Source organism: Bradyrhizobium sp. CB1015 (assembly GCF_025200925.1).
Classification (GTDB): Bacteria; Pseudomonadota; Alphaproteobacteria; order Rhizobiales; family Xanthobacteraceae; genus Bradyrhizobium.
Genome location: NZ_CP104174.1, coordinates 296,062 through 314,739, shown reverse-complemented (window position 1 = coordinate 314,739; position 18,678 = coordinate 296,062). Strand labels below are relative to the sequence as shown.

General features: G+C 58.4%; 14 protein-coding genes. 5 read left to right on the top strand and 9 right to left on the bottom strand.

The genetic code is table 11. The features are described 5' to 3' along the window. The first annotated feature begins 31 nt into the window (after positions 1–31). Positions 32–2,941 (top strand): cytochrome P450, encoded by a 2,910-nt coding sequence (locus N2604_RS01475; RefSeq protein WP_225161464.1) that lies wholly within the window; start codon positions 32–34, stop codon positions 2,939–2,941. Between the two features lie 182 nt (positions 2,942–3,123). On the opposite strand, the gene N2604_RS01470 is transcribed toward N2604_RS01475, so the two are convergent. The 7 genes from N2604_RS01470 to N2604_RS01440 all read right to left on the bottom strand — a co-directional run bounded on the left by N2604_RS01470 (position 3,124) and on the right by N2604_RS01440 (position 10,551). Further along, positions 3,124–3,774, bottom strand: coding sequence for a hypothetical protein (locus N2604_RS01470; protein WP_225161463.1), 651 nt, complete (start codon positions 3,772–3,774; stop codon positions 3,124–3,126). A 782-nt stretch (positions 3,775–4,556) separates the two neighbouring features. Further along, positions 4,557–5,570, bottom strand: a complete 1,014-nt coding sequence (locus tag N2604_RS01465; RefSeq protein ID WP_225161462.1) for a hypothetical protein — start codon at positions 5,568–5,570, stop codon at positions 4,557–4,559. A 142-nt stretch (positions 5,571–5,712) separates the two neighbouring features. Continuing rightward, a complete protein-coding gene (locus N2604_RS01460; RefSeq protein ID WP_225161461.1) occupies positions 5,713–6,126 on the bottom strand; it encodes a hypothetical protein in 414 nt (137 codons plus the stop codon). 455 nt (positions 6,127–6,581) lie between these two features. Beyond that, positions 6,582–6,923: a DUF2958 domain-containing protein gene (locus N2604_RS01455; RefSeq protein WP_225161460.1), complete on the bottom strand. Its 342-nt coding sequence runs from the start codon at positions 6,921–6,923 to the stop codon at positions 6,582–6,584. Further along, positions 6,920–8,083, bottom strand: a complete 1,164-nt coding sequence (locus N2604_RS01450) for a PGN_0703 family putative restriction endonuclease (RefSeq protein ID WP_225161459.1) — start codon at positions 8,081–8,083, stop codon at positions 6,920–6,922. Before N2604_RS01450 ends, N2604_RS01455 begins: the two co-directional genes overlap by 4 nt. A 241-nt stretch (positions 8,084–8,324) precedes the next feature. Further along, a complete protein-coding gene (locus N2604_RS01445; RefSeq protein WP_225161458.1) occupies positions 8,325–8,636 on the bottom strand; it encodes a hypothetical protein in 312 nt (103 codons plus the stop codon). Between the two features lie 679 nt (positions 8,637–9,315). Beyond that, positions 9,316–10,551: a hypothetical protein gene (locus N2604_RS01440; RefSeq protein ID WP_225161457.1), complete on the bottom strand. Its 1,236-nt coding sequence runs from the start codon at positions 10,549–10,551 to the stop codon at positions 9,316–9,318. A 126-nt stretch (positions 10,552–10,677) separates the two neighbouring features. Here N2604_RS01440 and N2604_RS01435 point away from each other — a divergent pair, with 126 nt between their 5' ends. Further along, the gene (locus N2604_RS01435) at positions 10,678–12,720 is read left to right on the top strand and encodes an AAA family ATPase (protein ID WP_260373491.1); all 2,043 of its coding nucleotides are present in this window, start codon (positions 10,678–10,680) and stop codon (positions 12,718–12,720) included. Positions 12,721–13,186: 466 nt separating this feature from the next. Beyond that, positions 13,187–13,672: a hypothetical protein gene (locus N2604_RS01430; RefSeq protein WP_225161455.1), complete on the top strand. Its 486-nt coding sequence runs from the start codon at positions 13,187–13,189 to the stop codon at positions 13,670–13,672. Positions 13,673–13,925: 253 nt separating this feature from the next. Here the strand turns inward: N2604_RS01430 and N2604_RS01425 are convergent, their stop codons facing one another. Beyond that, positions 13,926–14,837, bottom strand: a complete 912-nt coding sequence (locus N2604_RS01425) for an alpha/beta hydrolase (RefSeq protein ID WP_260373490.1) — start codon at positions 14,835–14,837, stop codon at positions 13,926–13,928. Between the two features lie 226 nt (positions 14,838–15,063). Then, the gene (locus N2604_RS01420) at positions 15,064–16,329 is read right to left on the bottom strand and encodes an MFS transporter (RefSeq protein WP_260373489.1); all 1,266 of its coding nucleotides are present in this window, start codon (positions 16,327–16,329) and stop codon (positions 15,064–15,066) included. A gap of 273 nt (positions 16,330–16,602) precedes the next feature. On the opposite strand from N2604_RS01420, the gene N2604_RS01415 reads away from it, so the two are divergent. After that, complete coding sequence (locus N2604_RS01415; protein ID WP_260373488.1) at positions 16,603–17,913, top strand: UbiA family prenyltransferase; 1,311 nt, start codon at positions 16,603–16,605, stop codon at positions 17,911–17,913. Between the two features lie 109 nt (positions 17,914–18,022). After that, a complete protein-coding gene (locus tag N2604_RS01410) occupies positions 18,023–18,637 on the top strand; it encodes a ribonuclease D (protein WP_260373487.1) in 615 nt (204 codons plus the stop codon). Positions 18,638–18,678: the final 41 nt, after the last annotated feature.

The window sequence follows — 18,678 nt, the reverse complement described above, 5'->3', positions numbered from 1 at the left end:
TTGTATGAAGACGTAGTCCCTTGGAGGGAGAATGCGCTCGACGAAGGATTTTGCTTTCGATTTTGTTTCGAGTTACCCATCACTCTGGCGTCTAGTCAGCAAGTGGGAATGGTTGAGGCGGCTACTCAATCGGCTTTTCATAAATATTATTGCCAACTCCTCTAAACCGCGGCCGTACCCGCTGTCGCTGTGGGGCGCAAAGACACCGGGGGGCAGCGACGACTACACATCGTGGACGGGCTTGGTCGATCGCTCTTACACTGGGCGGCACTTGCCACCGGCCTCCGAAAAGAGTGTCAGTTGCCTTCCAAAGGTCGCGGACGTCGGCGCACTATTCGTTCGAGACCCGGACCAAGTACCCTGCCCAAAGAGCACCGCTCTCTTCTGCTTCTTTGCGCAATGGTTTACCGACAGCTTTCTGCGAACCCATCCAGACGACTTCAGAAAGAACACGTCGAACCACGAGATCGATCTCTGTCAGATCTATGGTCTATCGGCGGCGGACACGGCCCTTCTAAGGGCCAAAAAACGAGGTCGGCTGAAGAGCGTGCAAATTAATGGCGAAGAGTTTCCGCCGCCACTGTTCGAAGAAGACGGCAAGCGTGTGCGCCAAGAGTTCGTGGGTCTGTCCTATATCGATCCGCAGACGGGAGATTTCCGTAAAGCGCTCGACGATCCCTTCAACACTCCCGATAGGAAAAAACGGCTTTTTGCCTCCGGTCTAGAACGTGGCAATTCAACCATCTTCTATAGCGCACTCAACACGGTATTTCTGCGCGAGCACAATCGTCTCTGCGAGGAACTTGCAGCGGCACATCCGGAATGGAATGATGATGACGATCGACTGTTCGAGACGGCGCGGAATATCAACATCGCGCAACTGCTCAAGATCATTGTCGAAGACTATATCAACCATCTCTCCTCGGCCCAGCTAAAGTTCTCGCTCGAGACTGGTTTTGCTGAAAAGCAGCCTTGGTATCGGACTAATCGCATCTGCGCGGAATTCGACCTGCTCTATCGCTGGCATGCGCTCGTGCCTGCAGAAATGGAAATGAGCGGCCGGCGATTTCCTGACAGCATATTCCGTTACAATAACGAATTCCTCGTGAATGTCGGTCTCGCCTCAGCATTCGACGCGGCGTCGAGTCAGGGGGCAGGAAAGATCACCCTGCACAACACAGCGCCATTTCTGATCAATGCCGAAGTCGAGGCAACTAAGAAGTCTCGTGCCTGGCGCCTGCGCTCATACAACGAGTATCGAGAACGCTTCGGATTGCAGAAGTTAACTTCTTTTGAAGAGCTGACGGACGATCGAAATCTGCTGCTGGAGCTCAAGGCGTTGTACGGGCATGTCGATCGCGTCGAACTGCTCGTCGGTCTTTTGGCAGAAAGCGACGAGGACACGGTGCTCGGCAAGCTGATGACCTTGATGGTCGGCGTCGACGCCTTTTCCCAGGCACTGACCAATCCTCTGCTTGCGGACAACGTCTACAACGAAGACACATTCACAAAAGTCGGTCTCGAGAGTATTGCGAACACCTCTTCGCTCGCGGATATTGTCCACCGCAACAAGGTTGCTGCCGATGCAAAGGTCGCCTTTGGCGGCGAGGATCCGCCCGGTTCCTACGGCTGGCCGCTGATTGGGGCCGCATGGGGCTTGCTAGACTTCTTCTTCATCAGCGGGTGGTTGGAATTCCTTCGGAAGCGTCAGCGCAAATACGGAAAGACAGTTTTCAAAACGAATCTGTTTGGCCCGACGATCATCGCACTAGATCATCGCGCCATTGCACCCCTGTTTGCTTCCACAGACCTGGTGCAAGACCATCCCGTCGCCGGTTTCAAGTTCCAGCTTCCGCCACTGGCGTTGGTTGGGAACGTATCGCCAAGCATCTATGAGGCGGGACCGGAACACGATCGGCCGAAAGCCCTTTACCTCGATCTACTGAAAGCACGTTCGACAACTCTCGTGGCCTCGTTCGATGCTGTTGCAGGCGAATTCTTCAAGAAATGGTCTGCAAAAAAAACCTTCAGCTTCCGCGACGAGATCGAGGATTTCGTCGTGGCGCTGATCTTCGAGTGGATGCTCGGGCAGCGACCGGTATTGGCCGATGTCCGTGAACTCTACAGCGGTATATTCACGCACACATTCCTATCGATCACTCGCTTCATTCCCGGATCGGCCTATTCTAAAGCACTGAAGATCTTTCCAAGACTGCTGGCTTTCGTGAAGCAGACGCCGGCGTTTCCTCAGATCGTGGAGCTTGCCAAGGGTCACAATATCACGGACGAGGAGGTGCTCGCCAAGCGGCTGACATTCCTGCTGGGGATGAATTCCTTTCTCGGGACACAGTCACTTCTGAAATCGATTGTAGGAGAGTTGGGGCAGAGACAGAAAGTGCGAGCGGGCCTGTGCGATGAAATAGATGCGGTCATCGGATCGGATCCAAGGATCGCTGATCTGCGCTGCCTCGACAAACTGAAAATGCTCGACCGTACGCTGCGTGAAATCCTGCGGCTACATCCGCCGGTATTTTTCGTTCCTGGACGCGCGACGCGTGATCGTATCCTGGATTCGAGTTCAGGAACATTCCGCATTCGCAAGGGTGAACTGGTGCTGGGTGTGTTACCGTTGGCGCAAAGGGACGAAGCGAATTTTCCGCGGCCAGACGACTTCATTCCAGACAGGTTCGAAGACCCGCAGGCCTCGCAACATCTAATTTGGCCGCGCGGGCTTCACGACGCCGTTGTCGACCCGCAGGACCGGACCTGTCCAGGCAAGGACCTGGCGCTGGTCATCGCTAAACTGTTCTGCATTACCTTGCTGCGCAAATGCTCGTGGGAGCTGAAGCAACCGCCGACCTGGAACACTAAATATTTCAGCCTCAATGTCGCTGCTCCAGAAGGAGACCTTAGGGTGGACGGATTCCAGTATCGAGAATAGATCGCCAGTGCCGTCCAACTGTTCATAGGTTACTTGAAGAGGCAAAAGAGGTTGTCGTTGTGGCTGGACGACCAGAAATTGACCCGATTCCAAAAGGTCTTTGTATACGGATATCGATCCAGAGACGCCAAAATTATTGTTCAACTCTAAATCGGCGCAAACTGCCTCTCGCATGACGGAAATTATCGGGGCAAGCTCAGCAGGATATTCTCCTGAGCCTCGTTGATGTCGCGCTCGAACACCTTGGGACCATATTTGTCGTAGTAGCTGAATGAGCATTTGCGTGGTCCAGGGATTGAGCGGTCAGAAATTTTGTAGGGCTGAGCCTCCCCAAGCCGGCCAAACAGCCCAACGGACGCGCCGGCCGCGATCTCTGGAAAATGCTTGGTCTGGGTCTTCGGATCGTAGAAAGTGAATCGAAAGACCATCCGCGAGTCACCTTCATCCTTTCCCGTGCACAAAAAGCTGCTCGACAAGGTGGTAAGGGCGTAGCCTTCGTTGATCAGCATGACTCTTAGTAGTGAGTCGTACTCGGTCACAACGTCCACACGTTTTCCAGCGCCGCGGTCGTCAAGTCCGGCGTTGACAACATCGGGGTTCAGCAGGAAGGCAATAACTCTCGCCCTGTCCCAGCCGAGCAGACCGCGTACTGTTTCAGCGATTGGCGTGTAAAGCGCCGCGACGAGTGCAAGAACTGCCGTTGGTAAGGTGATGTAATCGCGCCAACCGAGGATGCGCTGACCAATTCCTTTTGGCGCGAGATCGGATAGGCAGTATCGGCATTTTGTTGCACCTAGCTGAATATTCTCAGCGCATTTGGGGCATTGCTTCACATGCCTCTCCCGCCAGTACAACTTGGAGCCATCGTCATAGACCGAACACACTCTGCTTATCGCTCAGATTGCGTTGGTTTCGGCTATCGATTGCACAATCCAGTTCTACAATCTATACGAATGTGCCTCTTCCAGCGTGGTCGGAGGCGTCGCCTTGCCCTCGTGGGCTGCCGCGCGTCCAGGTGATTGAAAGCGGCTGAGCGTGCCATGCCGTGAAGAGAGGGCCGAGGAAGCCGGCCGATACTTCGCGGATCGAAGACGATCGCCTCGCGCACCTGCTCATGCGCGGCGATGGCCGTGCCGGCCACGAAAAAGCGCGCCGCAGGCTCGACCGGGCCGCTCTTGTGCTGATCGCGGAGGGCGGCCACCGGTCTACCGTGGGGCCAGGTGGCGCTGCTGGCGGAATGCGGCTGCTTAGTTTCCCAGCGGCGTTAATCTCGGCTCGGATTTCGCCGACACGACCGTGGTCCAGACAAATCGGCGGCCTCCGACGGCATCGCGAACTCGTCGGCTGCAGGACCGCGAACGCTCCCGGCAAGCCGATTGACATGTCGAGCGTCGTCAGAAACTGCCGCAAGCCGCTTCAAGGCGCAGTCTTGCTGCTCCGGCAGTGCGTTCGGTTCGGCGATCAGAGCAGGGTCGACACGAGCACAGTCAAGTGGTACAAGCGCCGCACCTGGCGGAGAAGTAAGTCCTTGTTTTTGCTATAGTTTGACGGATCGAGCCCCAACCCTTTCCTAGGCAGCACTTGATCGAAGCGCTTCCAGATACACCCGAACAAACTAAGCCAGTTCCTTCACCAGCTCGCGTGTCTGAACCGATGGCTCGCCATAGCTTATCAGCCGCACATCCAGGTCGAAGCCCTGTATTTTGATCACGGCGCGCTTGATGGCAGCATGAATCCACTCGGGCGCGTTGCCGAACGCCCCGCCGCCAAGGAATGTGAGCAACAGAATGTTCGATGCCCCGCGCCGGCAGTTGATCACTGCCTCAAGCATCGTTGCCTCATAGGCGGCATCGAGCACCAACTGTGCGAATGCTGCCCAGTGTTGCTGCGGCACACTGCCGTACGCGACGGGCAACGCTGAGCAGAAAGCCTGGCTCACTACAGGCCTTGGTGCGCTCGGCGCATCCGTCACCTCGACGTCGCGATGAATGCCGATGCGCAGCTTGCCGGCAAGCGCATCAGCCAGTCTGGGGCCCATGCCTCGCAGATGATCCGTGATCAGGTCCAGGCCCTGGCGCGTGCAGAGAGCATAGCCATTGCGCCACTCCCAGAGATCGGTGACGGGTCGGACCAATTGGGCGCTCAACTCGGCGCCGACATCCGCAAGGCCGTCAAGTTGGCGCTGTACCGTCTGGCCGATCTGGTCGCCCACGGGCGCAAAGTAGTTGCGGTAGATCGTCGCCGCGCCCGCTGCCACGGCGCACGCCGGGCCCTGCGTGCGGTCGTGCTCGTAGCGCGTGACGCCATCCTCGGGCGTCACGCTGGGGCTGATCATCTCCAGAGAATTGAACTGGCTGGCAACTTGGAACAGCGCACCTGCATACTCGGGCACCTGGTGCATCTTGCGCACGTCGCCGGTAACGATCCGCACGCGAGCCTGGCCTGCGGCGCCGGTGCCACCGGCTACTCGGGCGCGCAGGTCGTCGAGCGATGCCAGCTCGAACTCGCCGATTCCATAGCTGCAGCCGTTGGCCTTGGAGCGGAGAGTACTGCCGTGCACCTCAAGCTGCGCGCGTGTAGCGGCGTACGTGCTTTCATTGAAGCCGGTGATGCGCGTGAACCAGTCCATTCTCATGCTCCCACTGGTCTCGTCAGCTATGACCGTGCGGCGTGCGTTGCTATTGATGAAGGAGCATCTCGGTCAGCTCGCGGTAATGACCGCCGGACGCCGGAAACGTGCGAGAACAGCGTCTGATCCAGGCTAATTTTCCCTATGGTAGCATCATGACATAGTACTCTCCCGACGCCATGGACTGAACCGAATAGTTGATGAGAGAGTCTGGGGCCGCATTCTGCCCCGTGCTTTGTGCTTTCACTCTCACCGCCGCGATCTGCTCATCCGAGTATCCCTGGACCTTCTTGAGCATCTCGAAGAGGTCGATCGTGATAATAACTGAGCATCGAGCGATCTGGTTGTTCGGATCCGTCGACAGGTGGGTTGCCGACTTATCTCTCACAAGAACGATGCCGGGCGGCATCTTATAGAACTTTCCGAACTCCTGCTCCTCGAACAGTTGCTTAACGGTTGCCAGCACGTCTGGGTCGCTGCAAACCTCTGACTTGCCGCAGCCCGCAAGCAGAGAGGCAAGGGTAACGACGGGGGCTATTGAGAGGATAGTTTTCATAGGGTTTGGTCTCCCGCAATGTGACGCTGCGTGAGCGGACCGTGCCGAACTCTGTCGTTGACGAAGGTCCGGGCCAAGTTGGCGAGCCAGGTATTCCTAGTGAAATGCCCCGTCCGATCCACTGCCTTGATATTCAGACGGGGGCCAAAGAAATTGCGGGGCTGCGAGAAGAGCGCGAGGCAGCCTCATGGGCGTAAAAAAGAGAGCCCCCCGATCGACGGCGATCGACGGGGGGCTCTTTGGCTTTCGCACCTTGCAAGTCATCAGGCTACGTCACGTTTTCAAAGTCCCTCACGTGCCGGTACCCCTCGTCGCTGCTCTGGGAAGATTCGCACGAAAGTCGTTTGCAAATGGAGAGGTACCGAGGTGTACCGCTCCCCGGCTGCTGCCATCGAAGGCAACAGCCGTAGCTCTTGTGAGTCCGACCTGCATTTCACTCCGCATGGTGCGTCGGCTCAGGTCACGATCCGTCCCTTGGCCCGCGCTTCGTCGGCATAAGCTGAGAGTGGCTTGTCCGCGACGAAATGAAGGTCTCGCTCGACCGGAAGTCCGAGGCGACCTCGGACCTCCATGATTTCCGCAAGGCTGACGTAGCCGAGCTCGGGACAGCCAAGGCCGAGATCGCAGAGACCGAACAGCAGATCCGGTTCATCCGGATCGCATTCGGTGAGAAGCCATGTCGCGCCGCCATCTGGCGTAAATAGCTTCACCACAGGCAAGTGATCGGTGTCCGGATGAAGAGCGTTCACGAGAAGCTCGACGCGGTCGGAGACTGTCAGCAGGGAGCCCGTCTTCACTGGGACCCTCCCGCGGCCTTTTGAGCCCTGCTTTTCGTTGCGCGCTTGTCCGTCGCTCTCGTCGTGACCTTTTGAGGTGAGGCGTCGACGTCTTTCGATGAAGGCGCGGTAAGCGGCGCTGCGATGGCTTGGCCGGAGGGCTGTTCGAGGTATTCGCCCAAGGCGAGGTGATAGACACGCTCGAAGTCGCAGTAGCGACCCCACAGATCGCGAGCGAGGCCATCGGCGCCGGACTCGGCAAGGGCGTCGATGAAGCGTTCCAGTGTGAAAGCTTGGAATGCGACACGGTTGGCGTCTTGGTCGTCGGCATCGATCAGTTCGTTTTCGTAGACTCGAAAGGCGGCCATGACCCTGCGATTGAGCCGAGGGCCGATGGCAATGAACATGGCCCGGGGCGTGAGGCCTTGGTCGACGGTCAGTTGGGCTAGCATATGCTCACGCCAAAGCTGCTCCAGCGCCAACGAACGGAGCGTCGGGCTGTCCGGGTCGACGAAGAGACCGACGGAGCGGCAAACTTCGTCGTAGCGATCCCGGAGCCTAGCCGCGGGTCCGCTCATGTCTTCGGAATATTTTGTCTCGACGAAGATAGTCCCATCTTCACGCTCAGGCGTGATGACGCGGATGGCGAGATCGAAGGCAGTGCCGTCATTGAGAAAACGTTCTTGGCGACGGCCGGGTGAGTGCTCGAAGATGAAACCTGTCACCTCATGAACGAAGCCTGGCAGCAGCTGACGCAGGGCGGCTGTGGCAAGCTTGAGGTCGAGGGCCATCGGCCCAAACAGGTTAAAGGTCAGCGGCATGGAGCTGAGGGCGTTGCCAAACAGTCGATCTTCGTCGATGGCGGCGCCTTCCTCCCGCATCAGCAACTCGCGACGAACGAGGGCATGGATTTCTGGCGAGAGGAAATTCCGCCCGGCACGCGCAGCGTCACGGCTGAGGTATGAATGAAGCTCCATGGTGACGGCGTCGTCGCCATCGCCGCGAACGTGCTGACCGGTGGGGATCTCGCGATCTCTCAGCCACAGGCATTGAAGAAGGCGAGCGGCGCGGCGGAAGCGCGTGTCGATTTCGAAGAATACGTTGTTACGGCGGACGATTTCGTCCGGGACGAGTGGTACGCGCGGCAAAGAAGTGAACTTGGTATACGTGATGGCGGTCATGAAGGGCTCCTGCGAAACTATGCGGGAGATTCAGGCGCAGACAGGAGTTCTTGCGACACGCAGCAAGAATCGCCGAACTCAAAGCGAATCGTGAAATCTAAGAAAGGTGGCAGGAGCGCCGCATGCGCGGCTACGGAACTGGTCACCATGAGTAGCGCTTGATGAGCGCTACGAAGTCGTTACTTGGCGGCTGTGGCGATTTGAGTGCTTATAACAGCAAGTTAGCAAGATCGAATTCGCCTCAAGCTTCAGACAGCTTAATCGAAACTGCTTCGACATCTGTATCGATGTGTGCTTTTGGGCGCAACTCATCAGCGTTGTGGCGGAGGCGATCCATGACAACCGCATCCGTCTTTATGAGCCTAACAAACTTTTCCAGGCCGCGCTGGGGAACAGGCGATGTTTCTCCGTCGATATGAATTGTCCCACGCTTTGGCCAAAAATTGTAGCGATCGACTTTGAGGTGGAAGGGCGTAAGCTTTTTGTACCAGATACCTTCAGCTTTCAGCCGCTTCATGGCGAGCAGTGTTTCATAAGGGGTGTCCGTTGCCATGGGATTATCTCCGAGAGAGCAGGATAGCGATGAGTGATAGTGGATAGAGGTGAGTAGTTTGGTGGATAAGACAGCCGCAGAGTGAGATAAGTCTCCGATTGGAGTGAGCTGCGGATGGTCAGCGCGTCAGGTGGAGAGAGGGAGTAGGATAATATAGGGGGCGGTCAGTAGCCGTTGACAGGACAGTGGCCGACAAAATGCGGATACCCCTATAGCGTTTTGCGGACCGAACACGGCGTCCACCAGCTAACGCTCTAGTAGCCTGGTCGCATCGGTTCGACCTCAATCCGAGACTAACGCAATACTTTGTATAAGGCGGAACCTAACTTGGCCGATTGTCTGGTGTTTCGAAGTTGAAGAAGCGTCTAAGAGGGGCGCCGACGCAATCTTGTTCATCGTCCGCAACCAGGCGGCAGATGCGACGAGGTCTGAGCGAGTGTATTCGATTCAGGCCTGTGAACCGCCGTAGCATTTGCCTCCAAGAGGCTTCCAACCCTGACCCCATCCACGGCGTTTGAAGCTCTTGCCGCTGCGAAGGAAATCAGCGTCGATCTGGGACCACAGTTGGGCGCCGATAGGGGTCAAAGTTCAGAGCCGCTACACAGGCTCCACATTGACGGAGCAGTGATGACCCTGTCCAATAAAGCTGAAATCGGCCGCTCGCTAGCCGGCGTTATGCTCAACTCGACGATGGGACAAGCAGAGTCCTTCTGATGATCCCGGAGTGGTCGGCCGAAAGCATCAAGGCGCGTGCGCTGAACTGCAGCTTGACTTCGGTAGACGCGGGCAGAGCTGACGTGGCCTTATCGAGATCGCTGACACTAAACCGCAGGTTTTTCAGTGCGTCGGCAAAATCAGCCGTGGTTGGCTCCATCCGCGCAGAAATTTTGATGTTCCAGGGAAGAGCGCCGAACACCGCTGTGATCGACAATTTTGCGTGTGCATCTTCGGTGCTGTCTGCCTCAACATCGAAGCGAACCGTCTGAAGCTCTTTCGAGAAGGCGCCCAGCAGCGTAAATTTCGAGCAAAGCAAGTCAGACCTGATGTGTAAGGTGATGACGGGATCATGCCGATCGAAGGCGCCAGCCAGCTCCCTTGGCAAATTTGTGTCGGAGTCAGACCATCCTCCCTTTAATCTAGTGGTGGCATTCTCAATCATGACGGCGCCGTTCTGGGTGTCGACCCATGCCTCTCCGTTCATAGCTCGCAGAACGTGAATGGCGTTAGCCAGTTGAGAATGAGGCACCACAATGTCCAATTCTTTTGGGATCTCATTGCTGGCGATCTGCGAGAGGCCCTGGATGTGTCCGCCCATCGCAAAGCCATTCCAGATCCGTGCGCCATGATACGTTCGCTCATCTGAAATACGGCGCTGCCGCAGCACGGTCGCATCGTGTAAGCAAGTACTAAGAGTCTTGCCAAAAATTCGGTGTCGCCTCGTCAAAAGTGATGTCGGCAACAAGGCCGTTTCTACGGCTTTGCATTGAGACCGGTAATCCTCGTTTGTCCAGCTAAGTTCTTGGGATGCTCGGTCAAGTCGAAAGGACCAACGACCCAAAAGCAATTTCCCCAGCTTTGTCAAATAAGATCGGTCGGTCACGATCGCGAACTCGCGATCGTCCGATGTCAGAGCGTCGAGCAGCGAGATCGACCCTTCCAGCCATAGCGTGCCGGTTTCATCCGTCACGCGAGCGGTCAACCGACCATGACGGATTTGGAGATGGAGCTGGTTGGTGGGACGGCGCGGGAGATCAAGAGTGTGGAGTAGTCGCCCAAACGACTGCGCATCGACGTCAAATTTGATGAAGGGCTCGTATTTCGAGTTGGGGTCACGATCGACCCAGAAAATCATCGACAGTTGAGAGTCGGAAAGGTCCGCGTCATCTGACGGACCAAGTTCATTCGAAATTAGCATGATTGGCTCCGCCGGAATATAGAGTCCAGCTACGTCCATTGCACTGGAAAGTTCAAGCTCGCAGCCTATAAAGCAGAATCATATTGGCAAAATCCAAAAAATCTGCCCGTCAAAAGCGAATAACAGATGATCGATCTTACTGAGAAGTACCGTCCAAAACGGTATGCGGACGTAGTGGGCCAAGAAAAGGTAGCCGACGAACTTCGGTCTCAAAGCTTCCGAGACAAACAATCGATTATTCTCCTCTCCGGGCCGCATGGAACTGGAAAGACCTCGCTGGGCCTCATTTATGCGCGCAGCTTGCTTTGTCTTTCGCCAAAAGACGGAGAATGGTGCGGAACCTGTGAGGCGTGCGCCTCATACTCCAAAGAGCGCAACTACGACTTCCACTATGTTCCCTGTGGGGAGAGGTCGAGAATCGAGGACATTAGAGACGTGCTGGATCAAATCAAAACAGCGCCTCTCCTTTCGCGAAAACGAGTGCATGTCCTCGATGAAGTCGCAGGCCTCTCCAAAAAAGCGTTCGAGGCGTTGCTGAACGTCACGGAAAACACGCCTCATTTATCGTCGCTCATTTTACTGACGACAAATCCAGAGCACATCTCGCCGCCGCTTTTCTCACGACTGACGGAATTCAAGACAAAATTGATTGGCGTTGAGGCTGCCGTCCAACATCTATCAAGGATCTGTTCAGCCGAGGAGATCCCGTACGAGCGAGACGGCCTGATCGTTCTTCATGCGGAGCTCAAGGGCCATGTCCGGTCCATGGTTGGTGCTCTGCAGAAATGTGCGTCATACGGTCGTGTCGACGTATCGACAGTTAAGGGCATGTTGGGTCTCAATGTCATGTCCCAACTCGACGAATTCTTTGACGCGCTTTGTCGTGGCGATCTGCAGGCGCAAATCGATGTGATCCAAGCGTGGGATGAGAATGCAACGCGAAAGTTGACGCTGCTGCACCGCTATCTCGTTGAGTGCTACTTCAGCGAGATTAGGCAGATTCGAAGTGGAGACCTACTGATGCACGGCGCTGATGCAGCATCACGTCTTGGCCTCATAACATTGTTGGAATCGCGTGCTGTTGAGTTGCAGGCGGATCTTGGTTCCCTGTGGCAGGGGCTGATTGACAAATATGAGCCGCGAGATTCGATAACGGACCCTCAATTAAGGATGGTGATCACCAAGGCCAATGATGCATTGGGAAAACCGACGGCTATTCGCCGTATCAAACAGAAGAAGCAAGGGTCAAAGCGTCTAATTGGTGTTGGTAGTGCCGAGGTCCAAGCCGGTTATCTTCCTTGGAGCAAGATCGAACCGCATTGGCGCGCAGCATCGTTTCTGATGCAGCACTACGGCCAGACTTTCAACGTACGCACGACGGTTCATCACCATGGTACCGCGCAAGGAGACCACGAGAGTGGAGCCGATTTGGTGTCTCAATTCACGCATCAATTGGGAATGCGGATATCGGAATGGTGGATAGGGACTGAGCAAGACCCTGACCGGTTTCATTGGGAATACCGACACGAAACCGATGAGTATGGTCGGCTCGTCACGCGAATTGCTATTGCAATGCCGTACCAGTTCATAAAGAGAGCGCAGCGGTGGGCGAGCAAATTCTTTGTTGCCCGTCAGCAAAGACGGGAAGTCCTACGCTATCATTTCGCTTTCCGGACGGATGCCACGAGCCAAACTAGGTTTCATTGGCAGTCAATCCGCGCCTTCAGCCGCTCCCTTGATCCGTCGGTCTTGGCCAAATCGGAACGCGGAGACTTTGCGCCGTTGACGGACCTTCTCAACATACCGCGGCGTTTGCAGGCGCCGGTAGCCGCCGGCGTGAAATGCGCTCGGGCGCGCGGATCTTCCAAGACCTTAACACCGACTGCGCAACGCAGAGCACATCAAGGCCTAATGCCCTTCCTAAGCGCACTGCAGGATCAGGTTTGGAAGTCCATCGATAGTGGTTGGGAGTTGGTGGAACATTTGGATCGTCTTCGCGAGCTTGAACGGCGCGGCGATATCGAAGCGAAGCTCCGCGCTCGATTCAATCAACACGACCAACTCGACGTCGCGAAGTACACTCACGAACTCGCTGCATTGCGCGCGTCATACCCATCCGACCCGCGCAAGATGCTGCGAAGTTGGGGCGCATGGTGGCGAGAGCCTTAAGCCAGTCCCTTATCGCATTGCCGGAGTGCAGGAGACAAAAATATAAATAAAATCAGTAGCATAAATGACGATAGCAGATCGCCTAGCGAACTATGATCCTGCATAATAGCGCTCGAAAACCTGCAAACTGGGAATCCTGCAAACTGTGCGATGCTGCGGTGGTGGATGCGCTGTCGATGGGCGCCGAACCGGACGGGCCCGCGGGTAATGGAGAGGTGATGCTCACTCTGATGGCGATAACGTGGGCTGTTCCCGGACGGACCGTTGCTGGCCCTCACCTGTCTGCCGCACACTAACTCTTTCTCGGCCGTGGATCTGTTGCCGGCGCAGTGCCACGTGGACGTCGCCCAGGAAAGGTGCGCCCGTCGTACCACTCGTCATCGCGCTGGTGCATTGCGGCGCGACGCCAAAGGTGAGGCATTGAGGTCCTGGCCAATCCCTTTAACGCCCTTAGTACAGCGACGCGATGCCTCTTTTCCACGGCTTCAATGCCGTAGACGATCTGGCAAAGCATTTCGGTCGAATGTATCGCGCCGGGCGATTCGTCGAAAATAGCCTTCAAAGTCTGCGCGACGTGTCCCGGCCCTCGACCCAAGCTCTCTCCCCGCCGAATCTAAATGTTTCCCTTTTATGTTTAGATTACAATCATTGGGATCACGACATTGCAACACCTCAACGTCCGGCACTGACCATGCTGGGGCGTGAGGAAGCGCGTCCAGTGCAGATCAGGGAGGCTGGTTTGATGAAAGCAAGGCAGGATCGGATGAAGTCATTTGATGCAGACTTTTTCCAACGCGTATTCGGAAAGGAGCCGGCCGCAAGCCGTAGGCCAGTTGCCCAAAAGACCAGTCAACCTCCTGTTCGTAGGAGCGCAGCAAACCACCACAAAAACGACGGCGTTCCGGAGTGGTTTATCAATGAAGCTGCTTACATCAGGCATTTTGGCTACTGATTGGGGGTCGGCTTTATGACGCTAACTTTGACGAGGCACGCGGGTGTTCGACTGGCGCACCCCCACCCGGCGGCTGTCTGTTCAACCGGTCGACATCGATACATTCTTCTGGTACAAAGGGGTAATCGTTGGTGGCTGTAAGTATCTGATTTTGCTAATCTTAAGACGAGTGAGAGACAATCCTTTCCTGGGCACCACTCTCCCAAGTGGTTGAAATCGCTCAATTGCAGAGAAGCTAGGCCGCTGGCCTTACTTAGCGGATGTCGCCGCGGGCCGCGATGAACCCGGCGATCGCATTGACCACCCCCGGAGCCAGGGGAAGGCCGGGGTCAGAATACGTCGCGACGTTCGCGGTCCGATCGTCGGAAGTGACGGTCTTCAGCACATGATTGGTGTCGGGTAGAAGCGCGAGCTGGGCAGCGGAATTGGCTCGCTGCAGCTGTTCAGCGTCGCCGATTCCGACTTGGATATCCCGCCGTCCCTGCACGATGAGAACGGGTTGGCGGCAACTCGCAATCAACTTCGCAGGATCGAAGGAAAATTCATTGATGAGGAAGTCCTGCACCGCAGGTCGAAACAACGGCAGCAGCGCGGGATGCATTCCGGACGCGTCCACCCGCTGGCCGGCTTCGAGGCGAGCGATCGCTGACAAAGCCTGATCCAATAACGGCGCGTTCGCTGGATTTGATCGCAGTTGTTCCCGGAGGACGGCGCCGAGCGGACGGCCGGCTGTAGCAACCAAAATCAATCCACAGAGATCCGCCGTGTCCTGCGCGGCAACGAGCGCAACCAGTCCGCCTTCGCTATGTCCCAGCACCCAAACGCACGACGCTCCGGTACGCGCGCGGATCGCAGACACCCACGCGCCGACATCGGCGGCGTAGTCCTTGATCGTCACGGAATTGGGGTCGGCGACGGCGGCACGGCTGCCAAATAGGCCTCGCTTGTCGATGCGGACGCTTGCAATGCCGCGAGCTGCCAGACCCTCTGCCAGCAACCGATAAGTCGCTGCCATCAGTCCCGCTGGACCATTGCCGTCGCGATCCGTGGGGCCGGAGCCGGGGACAATGAGAACGACCGGCGCGCTGGACGATCCGGGTGCGAGCATCGTTCCGGCGAGCGGACCGTGAGGTCCCGGAATCTGGAAAGTCTGCGCTGTGCTCATGATGGGTGGCGACTAAACGGCTATGACGAGCGCCACGATCGCGAGCAAGCGCATCGGTTGGCTGATCCTGTTTGAAAACGGTACACGACGCCGGTACACAAGATCCTACCGGACGGCTGGAAAAACCCCACCAAATGTAGGCTTTTCCGGCAGTGGCAATCCAGTCCTTTCCTTTGTATGCTCCTGGATAAGCCGCACGTAGCATCTCCGCCGCTGCGAGACCCCCTCACACCACCTTCTTCCCCGTCCGCTCCGCCACCGCCTTCTGCACGAAATACATCATCACCAGCGTGACGATCGTCGTGGTCACGACGACGTAGCCGATCCAGTCGAAATGGAGCAGCGCGCCGTCCGCGCCTTGCGCGATGATCGCGCCGGCGAGCACCGAGCCGAGGCCGCCGGAGAGCTGTTGCAGCGAGGCGCTGACCGCGCTGAACGAGCCGCGCTGGCTCGCATCGGGAATCGCCGACATCAGCGCCTGCGACGGGATCATGCGCGAGAAGATGCCGACGAACATCAGCACGTTGACCAGAATCGCGGTCGCAAGCGAAACGTGGCCGAGATGGGTGTAGATCAGCACCATGAGGACGGTCATGGCGCAGCCGAACACGAAGGTCGGATATTTGCCGAACGCGTCGCTGGCGCGGCCGACCAGCGGTCCCGTGACGATGCTGAACAGGCCGGAGACGAGATAGATCGTCGGCAGATGCGTGATGTCGATGCCGAGATTATGCACGGTGTAGGCGCTGGAGAACGGCATCAGCATGTAGCCGCCGGTCGCCAGCAGCGTCGTGACGGCGAAGGCCAGCGTGTAGCGCGGCTCACTGATCGTCGCGACCAGGTGATGGAACGGGTTTCTGTCCTGCTTCAGCTTCAGATGTGCGTCGACCGGCGCCATGGCGAAGGCGATGATCGCGATCGTCACGATCGACAGCACGACGATCGCGACGAAGCAGACATGCCAGCTCCAGTGATTGGCAAGAAACAGGCCGGCGGGAATGCCGAGCACCTGGCTGGCGGCGAACGCGGTCTGGATGATTCCCATCACGCGGCCGCGCATCTGCAGCGGAAACAGGTCGGTGATGATGGCGAGCACGACAGAGCCGATCACGCCGCCGAACAATCCGGTCACGATCCGGCCGATCAGCAGCACATGGTAGTTCGGCGCCACCGCGCACAGCAGGGTGCCCAGCGTGAAGCCGACATAGAAGAACAGCAAGAGGCGCTTGCGATCGAAACGATCGGCAAATCCGGCGGCGAGGATGCCCGATAGCCCCGCGCTGAATGCATAGGCCGACACCGCGACGCCGAACTGCCCCGCCGTGATGTTGAGCGACGGCATCAGGATGGCGCCGAGCGGCGACATGATGATGAAATCGAGGATGATCGTGAACTGCGTCAGCGCCAGCAGCGCGATGAGGAGCGCCTGGTAGCGCGAGAAGCCCCGCGGGCGCTGGTCGTCGATCGGCGCAGCGGGCGTCTGTTCGGTCATGGCACCTGATTCAGAGTGGGAGCCCCGGGGAGGGAAACTGGCAGATAGGGTGGGCCGGGACGATGTCCACGGCACCAGAGCAAAAGTTCTGCCGGGACAGGAAGCTCGCGCCGGATTGTGGGTTCCGGGCAACAGCGCCTGGGGAGGAAACCGTACCCACCTTACCCAGGCAAATTAAGCCGCCTTTAGCGAATGTTCCCATAGGGTTGGCCGTCCATTTCCTGCTCCCCCGGCCGAATGCCGGTCATGTCGCGGCAAGTCAGAGCATTTTCGATGGAGCAGCGTGCCCCGCAGTACGATCCTGGCGTGTCCGAGCCGGCGGCGGCCCGGACCCTCGTCATCGACCTCGAAGGCGCCCTGTTGCGTTCCGAGCTGCTGATGGAGGCGCTGTTCTCCAACCCCGGCCGTATGCTGGCGCGCTTCGGCGCGGGCGGACGGGCCGGGATGGCGGCGCTGACGGAGGTCCTGGCGCGGGCCGAGATCGACTGCGCCCATCTGCCCTACGATTCCGATGTGATGAACCGGGCGCTGGCGGCGCGGGCGCGCGGCGATAAGATCTATCTCGTCGCGGATCGGTTCGCCGCTCATGCCGCGGCGATCGCGGCGCATCTCGGCTTCGATGGTGTCGTCACGCCGGCCGACCTCGCTGTGGGCAACGTGCGGTTCGATCGTGCCTCCAGCGCGCGCATCGAAAATCGCGAGGCCCGCAGAGCCGGCCTCGCCACCTGGGTGAAGGCGCTGCGGGTCCATCAATACGCCAAGAACACGCTGGTGTTCGTGCCCGCGCTCACGGCGCATCAGATGAGCCTTTCGGCACTGGGCTATGCGCTGCTCGCGTTCCTGGCCTTCTCGGCCTGCGCCTCCGGCGCCTATCTGATGAACGATCTGCTCGATCTCGCCGCCGACCGGCAGCATCCGACCAAGCGCCACCGCGCGCTCGCGGCCGGCGATTTGCCGATCTCGTCGGCGCTGTCGGCCATTCCCGCGTTGTGGTTGTTCGCGCTCGCCGCCAGCCTCTGCATCTCGCCGCTGTTCCTCGGCGTGCTCGGCCTCTACCTCGCCACCACGATCGCCTACTCGCTCGTGCTCAAGCGCAAGATGCTGGTCGACATCGTCACGCTCGCCGGCCTCTACACGCTTCGCATCGTCGCCGGCGCGGTCGGCGTCGGCGTGGTGCTGTCGGAATGGCTGTTGATCTTCTCGCTGTTCGTGTTCACCTCGCTCGCCCTGATCAAGCGCTTCAGCGAGCTCAGCATGCGCGAGAGCGCGGGCCTCGCCGATCCCTCCAACCGCGACTATCGCATCACCGACCTGCACGTCATCGCCGCGATGGCGGCGGCGAGCGCCATGAACGCGGTGACCGTGTTCGCGCTCTACGTCTCGTCCTCGGCGGTGACGCCGCTCTACAGCCGCCCCTGGATGCTGTGGCTGCTCACGCCGCTGCTGCTGTACTGGTTCGGCCGTGCCCTGATGATGGCGCATCGCCGCGAGATGCCGGACGATCCGATCCTGTATGCTTTCCGAGACGGTCCGAGCCGCATCGCGGTCGCGGCGATGATCTGCATCATGCTCGCCGCGATCTGACCGGCCCGCAAGGCCACGGCCGCCGCTTGCGTGACCTGCTGCGACTGGTTACATCGCGATCCATTCGACTGGCTGTGATATCGACGCACCGATTCGACCCGAGGTTTTCATGACCGTACGCCTGCACCGCGGCGACCTGCCCGACCTGTCCCGCTACACCGGAGCGGTGGCGATCGATACCGAGACCATGGGGCTGAACCCGCACCGCGACCGGCTCTGCGTGGTGCAGCTCTCGCCGGGCGACGGCAGCGCCGACGTGGTGCAGATCCCCAAGGGCCACACCGACGCGCCGAACCTGAAGGCGCTGCTCGCCAACCCGGCGGTCACGAAGATCTTCCACTTCGCGCGGTTCGACGTCGCGGTGCTGTACCAGACCTTCGGCGTCATGACCGGGCCGATTTATTGCACCAAGATTGCCTCCCGCCTGACCCGCACCTACACCGACCGCCACGGCCTCAAGGATCTCGTGCGCGAGGTGCTCAACATCGACCTCTCCAAGCAGCAGCAGTCCAGCGACTGGGGTTCCGACAGCCTGACCGAGCCGCAGCTCGCCTACGCCGCCTCCGACGTGCTGCATCTGCATGCCTTGCGCGAGCGGCTCGATGCCATGCTGGTGCGGGAAGGCCGCAGCCAGCTGGCGCAGGCCTGTTTCGACTTCCTGCCGACCCGCGCTTTGCTCGACCTCCAGGGCTGGGCGGAAGAGGACATTTTCGCGCATTCCTGAACGCCCCCGCGCGGCGATTGGCCTGGCCTTGCCGCCCCGTT

Excerpts from the sequence above, each read along its gene's own strand:
- N2604_RS01475 (WP_225161464.1), top strand. The coding sequence starts at position 32 with ATGCGCTCGACGAAGGATTTTGCTTTCGATTTTGTTTCGAGTTACCCA.
- N2604_RS01465 (WP_225161462.1), bottom strand. The coding sequence starts at position 5,570 with ATGGACTGGTTCACGCGCATCACCGGCTTCAATGAAAGCACGTACGCC.
- N2604_RS01460 (WP_225161461.1), bottom strand. The coding sequence starts at position 6,126 with ATGAAAACTATCCTCTCAATAGCCCCCGTCGTTACCCTTGCCTCTCTG.
- N2604_RS01450 (WP_225161459.1), bottom strand. The coding sequence starts at position 8,083 with ATGACCGCCATCACGTATACCAAGTTCACTTCTTTGCCGCGCGTACCA.
- N2604_RS01445 (WP_225161458.1), bottom strand. The coding sequence starts at position 8,636 with ATGGCAACGGACACCCCTTATGAAACACTGCTCGCCATGAAGCGGCTG.
- N2604_RS01440 (WP_225161457.1), bottom strand. The coding sequence starts at position 10,551 with ATGCTAATTTCGAATGAACTTGGTCCGTCAGATGACGCGGACCTTTCC.
- N2604_RS01435 (WP_260373491.1), top strand. The coding sequence starts at position 10,678 with ATGATCGATCTTACTGAGAAGTACCGTCCAAAACGGTATGCGGACGTA.
- N2604_RS01430 (WP_225161455.1), top strand. The coding sequence starts at position 13,187 with ATGCCTCTTTTCCACGGCTTCAATGCCGTAGACGATCTGGCAAAGCAT.
- N2604_RS01425 (WP_260373490.1), bottom strand. The coding sequence starts at position 14,837 with ATGAGCACAGCGCAGACTTTCCAGATTCCGGGACCTCACGGTCCGCTC.
- N2604_RS01420 (WP_260373489.1), bottom strand. The coding sequence starts at position 16,329 with ATGACCGAACAGACGCCCGCTGCGCCGATCGACGACCAGCGCCCGCGG.
- N2604_RS01415 (WP_260373488.1), top strand. The coding sequence starts at position 16,603 with ATGGAGCAGCGTGCCCCGCAGTACGATCCTGGCGTGTCCGAGCCGGCG.
- N2604_RS01410 (WP_260373487.1), top strand. The coding sequence starts at position 18,023 with ATGACCGTACGCCTGCACCGCGGCGACCTGCCCGACCTGTCCCGCTAC.